This window comes from Anoxybacillus mongoliensis (assembly GCF_014201515.1).
Taxonomy (GTDB): Bacteria; Bacillota; Bacilli; order Bacillales; family Anoxybacillaceae; genus Anoxybacillus; species Anoxybacillus mongoliensis.
Genome location: NZ_JACHEQ010000027.1, coordinates 1 through 2,944, shown reverse-complemented (window position 1 = coordinate 2,944; position 2,944 = coordinate 1). Strand labels below are relative to the sequence as shown.

At 54.8% G+C, this 2,944-nt stretch carries 1 rRNA gene; it reads right to left on the bottom strand.

The window, feature by feature from the left end:
* Positions 1-7 precede the first annotated feature (7 nt).
* Positions 8-2,933 (bottom strand): 23S ribosomal RNA (locus HNR43_RS13995).
* Positions 2,934-2,944: the final 11 nt, after the last annotated feature.

Here is a 2,944-nt window from a genome sequence, read left to right as displayed (position 1 = left end):
TATGTGTTTAGTTAAGTCCTCGATCGATTAGTATCCGTCAGCTACACGTGTCGCCACGCTTCCACCTCGGACCTATCTACCTTGTCATCTTCAAGGGATCTTACTCGCTTGACGCGATGGGAAATCTCATCTTGAGGGGGGCTTCACGCTTAGATGCTTTCAGCGCTTATCCCTTCCGCACATAGCTACCCAGCTGTGCCCCTGGCGGGACAACTGGTACACCAGCGGTGCGTCCATCCCGGTCCTCTCGTACTAAGGACAGCTCCTCTCAAATTTCCTACGCCCGCGACGGATAGGGACCGAACTGTCTCACGACGTTCTGAACCCAGCTCGCGTACCGCTTTAATGGGCGAACAGCCCAACCCTTGGGACCGACTACAGCCCCAGGATGCGATGAGCCGACATCGAGGTGCCAAACCTCCCCGTCGATGTGGACTCTTGGGGGAGATAAGCCTGTTATCCCCGGGGTAGCTTTTATCCGTTGAGCGATGGCCCTTCCATTCGGAACCACCGGATCACTAAGCCCGACTTTCGTCCCTGCTCGACTTGTAGGTCTCGCAGTCAAGCTCCCTTCTGCCTTTACACTCTACGAATGATTTCCAACCATTCTGAGGGAACCTTTGGGCGCCTCCGTTACGCTTTGGGAGGCGACCGCCCCAGTCAAACTGCCCACCTGACACTGTCTCCCACCCCGATCAGGGGTGCGGGTTAGAATCTCAGTACGACAAGGGTGGTATCCCAACGGCGACTCCACCTAGACTGGCGTCCAGGCTTCTCAGTCTCCCACCTATGCTGTACATGTCGCACCAACATTCAATATCAGGCTGCAGTAAAGCTCCACGGGGTCTTTCCGTCCTGTCGCGGGTAACCTGCATCTTCACAGGTACTATGATTTCACCGGGTCTCTCGTTGAGACAGTGCCCAAGTCGTTACACCTTTCGTGCGGGTCGGAACTTACCCGACAAGGAATTTCGCTACCTTAGGACCGTTATAGTTACGGCCGCCGTTTACTGGGGCTTCGGTTCGCACCTTCGCTTGCGCTAAGCGCTCCCCTTAACCTTCCAGCACCGGGCAGGTGTCAGCCCCTATACTTCGCCTTACGGCTTCGCAGAGACCTGTGTTTTTGATAAACAGTCGCTTGGGCCTTTTCACTGCGGCTCCCCCAGGCTGTTCACCCGAGGGAGCACCCCTTCTCCCGAAGTTACGGGGTCATTTTGCCGAGTTCCTTAACGAGAGTTCTCCCGCGCACCTTAGGATTCTCTCCTCGCCTACCTGTGTCGGTTTGCGGTACGGGCACCTCTCACCTCGCTAGAGGCTTTTCTTGGCAGTGTGGAATCAGGCACTTCGGTACTCGATTTCCCTCGCCATCACAGCTCAGCCTACTCAAGCGGATTTGCCTACTTGAGGCGCCTAACTGCTTGGACGCGCACAACCAGTCGCGCGCTGACCCTATCCTCCTGCGTCCCCCCATTGCTCAAACGGTGAGGAGGTGGTACAGGAATATCAACCTGTTGTCCATCGCCTACGCCTTTCGGCCTCGGCTTAGGTCCCGACTAACCCTGAGCGGACGAGCCTTCCTCAGGAAACCTTAGGCTTTCGGTGCAGAGGATTCTCACCTCTGTTTTCGCTACTCACACCGGCATTCTCACTTCTAAGCGCTCCACTAGTCCTTCCGGTCTAGCTTCGACGCCCTTAGAACGCTCCCCTACCGACGACGTAAGTCGTCCCACAGCTTCGGTGGTACGTTTAGCCCCGGTACATTTTCGGCGCAGAGTCACTCGACCAGTGAGCTATTACGCACTCTTTAAATGGTGGCTGCTTCTAAGCCAACATCCTGGTTGTCTAAGCAACTCCACATCCTTTTCCACTTAACGTACACTTTGGGACCTTAGCTGGTGATCTGGGCTGTTTCCCTCTTGACCACGGATCTTATCACTCGTAGTCTGACTCCCGAGTATAAGTCATTGGCATTCGGAGTTTGACTGAGTTCGGTAACCCGATGAGGGCCCCTAGCCCAATCAGTGCTCTACCTCCAAGACTCTCAACTCGAGGCTAGCCCTAAAGCTATTTCGGGGAGAACCAGCTATCTCCAAGTTCGATTGGCATTTCACCCCTACCCACACCTCATCCCCGCACTTTTCAACGTGCGTGGGTTCGGGCCTCCAGTAGGTATTACCCTACCTTCACCCTGGACATGGGTAGATCACCTGGTTTCGGGTCTACGACCTCGTACTATACGCCCTATTCAGACTCGCTTTCGCTACGGCTCCGTCTTTTCGACTTAACCTCGCACGAGATCGTAACTCGCCGGTTCATTCTACAAAAGGCACGCCATCACCCATAAACGGGCTCTGACTACTTGTAGGCACACGGTTTCAGGTTCTCTTTCACTCCCCTCCCGGGGTGCTTTTCACCTTTCCCTCACGGTACTGGTTCACTATCGGTCACTAGGGAGTATTTAGCCTTGGGAGATGGTCCTCCCTGCTTCCGACGGGATTCCTCGTGTCCCGCCGTACTCAGGATCCACTCAGGAGGGAACGAAGTTTCGACTACAGGGCTGTTACCTCCTCTGGCGGGCCTTTCCAGACCGCTTCATCTACTCCGTTCCTTTGTCACTCCGTATTGAGTGTCCTACAACCCCAAGAGGCAAGCCTCTTGGTTTGGGCTGTTCCCGTTTCGCTCGCCGCTACTTAGGGAATCGCTTTTGCTTTCTTCTCCTCCGGGTACTTAGATGTTTCAGTTCCCCGGGTATGCCCTCCATACGCTATGGATTCACGTATGGATACTGCCCCATTACGAGCAGTGGGTTTCCCCATTCGGAAATCTCCGGATCAACGCTTACTTACAGCTCCCCGAAGCATATCGGTGTTTGTCCCGTCCTTCATCGGCTCCTAGTGCCAAGGCATCCACCGTGCGCCCTTTCTAACTTAACTAAACACACTTT